A 1536-nucleotide genomic window follows, 5' to 3' on the forward strand; every position below is an offset into this window, starting at 1 on the left:
GCGGGCCGCCGCGGACCACGGATCGCGGTGCTCGGCAACTGCCAGGCCCGCGGGGTGGCCCAGGCGATGCGGCTCCTGGCGCCCGACAGCCCCGTCCGCTTCCTGCCGATGGGAACGCTCGGGCGCGACCACGGCCACATCGACGGCTTGGTCTCGACGCTCGCCTCCAGCGACCACGTGTTCTCGCAGCTGTTTCCGGCCGGTCTGCTCCCGGGGGGCGACATCACGGTGCTGCGCCGCCGCGACCCGCGCACCCGGATGTTCCCGACGATCGTGTTCTCGGCCTTCCACCCGGACATGGTCTACGCCGGCCGGGTCGAGGACCTGGCGGCGCTGAAGCTCGCGCGCTCGCCGCTGGGGCAGTACCACTCGGCCATCGCCCTGTGCGCCCACCGCCTCGACCTCACCGCGGCCCAGACGGAGCGATTGTTCCGCGAAGACGTCTTCCGCCGGCTCGGCTACCTCGACCAGTGGGAGCCAGCGGTGCGCGAGCTGGTCGGCGGCGGGGCCATGGTCGGCTTCGGGCTGGAGCGCGAGATGAGCCGCTGGGGCCGGCGCGGCGCGTTCATGCACGTGATCAACCACCCGAAGGTCTTCGTGATCGCCGACATCGCCCGGCGCCTGCTCGTCGAGAGCGGCTTCACGCCGGAGCCGGTGGAGATCGAGGACTACCTCGGCGACGAGCTCGCCCGCGACGTGGTCTGGCCGGTCTACCCGCCGATCGCCGAGGTCTACGGGTTGACCGGCTCGTACCTGTTCAAGACCAAGCCCCGCGGCGACGCCTTCCCGGACCTCTACGACCTGCCCGGCTTCCTCGCGGCGAGCTTCGCGCTCTACGACGCGGCCGAGCCCGGCGACCTCGCCTGCGCCCGGGTCGAGGCCTGGATCGCCGCGCCGGAGATCGTGGCGATGTTCCGCGCGGCGTGAGCCGGCGGCGCCCGGGGCGAGGGGCCTGGTTCGTCCGTGCGAACGCCCTGCGGTCACACCGCCGCGCGGACCGGCGCGTCGAGGCGGCCTCGCGCCATCATCCGCACCACCTGCTCGACGTCGCGGATCTGGAACGGCTTGCGCAGGTACAGGCTGCCGCCGACGGCCCGCGGGGGCAGGGCGGGGGCCGTCGAGGTGTAGACCACCGGCCGGTCGGGATGCAGCGCGCGGAAGGCCTCGGCCACGCTCCAGCCGTCGATCAGGCCGGGCAGGCGAATGTCGGTGAACAGACAGTCGATCGCGCGGCCGCGCTCGCGCAGGATCGTCAGCGCGGCCTCGCCGCTCGACGCCTCGACCACGCTGATGCCCTGGGTCGCGCAGAGCGAGGCGATGATCTCGAGGAGCAGGTAGCTGTCCTCGACAATGAGCACGTTCTGGGCGGAAGGCATCGCGGTCGATCCGGCGGTCGGTGCGCGAGCTTGGGGGCCAAGGCGGTTAACGCTCGGTGAAGGCGCCCGGGCTCGAGGCCTGCTCGGCCCGTCTCGGCGAGCGACGATGTTGCGCCGCCGCAACGCCGCGCCCGAATTCGGCGCGCCGTGCCGACCGGGC

2 protein-coding genes are annotated in these 1536 nt (G+C 73.1%); one reads left to right on the forward strand and one right to left on the reverse strand.

The window, feature by feature from the left end; translation table 11 throughout:
* Nucleotides 1-927, forward strand: a 927-nt coding sequence (locus FV222_RS25685; RefSeq protein ID WP_246685667.1) for a WcbI family polysaccharide biosynthesis putative acetyltransferase, incomplete at its 5' end; no start/stop codon positions are given.
* Between the two features lie 53 nt (nucleotides 928-980).
* Here the strand turns inward: FV222_RS25685 and FV222_RS25690 are convergent.
* Nucleotides 981-1376 carry a response regulator gene (locus FV222_RS25690; protein WP_147815976.1) on the reverse strand — a complete coding sequence of 132 codons (396 nt, stop codon included), beginning with the start codon at nucleotides 1374-1376 and terminating at the stop codon, nucleotides 981-983.
* Nucleotides 1377-1536 lie beyond the last annotated feature (160 nt).

The organism is Methylobacterium sp. WL103, assembly GCF_008039885.1.
Taxonomy (GTDB): Bacteria; Pseudomonadota; Alphaproteobacteria; order Rhizobiales; family Beijerinckiaceae; genus Methylobacterium; species Methylobacterium cerastii.

Bases quoted from the DNA above. Each gene is read 5' to 3' on its own strand.
- FV222_RS25690 (WP_147815976.1), bottom strand. From the start codon at position 1,376: ATGCCTTCCGCCCAGAACGTGCTCATTGTCGAGGACAGCTACCTGCTC.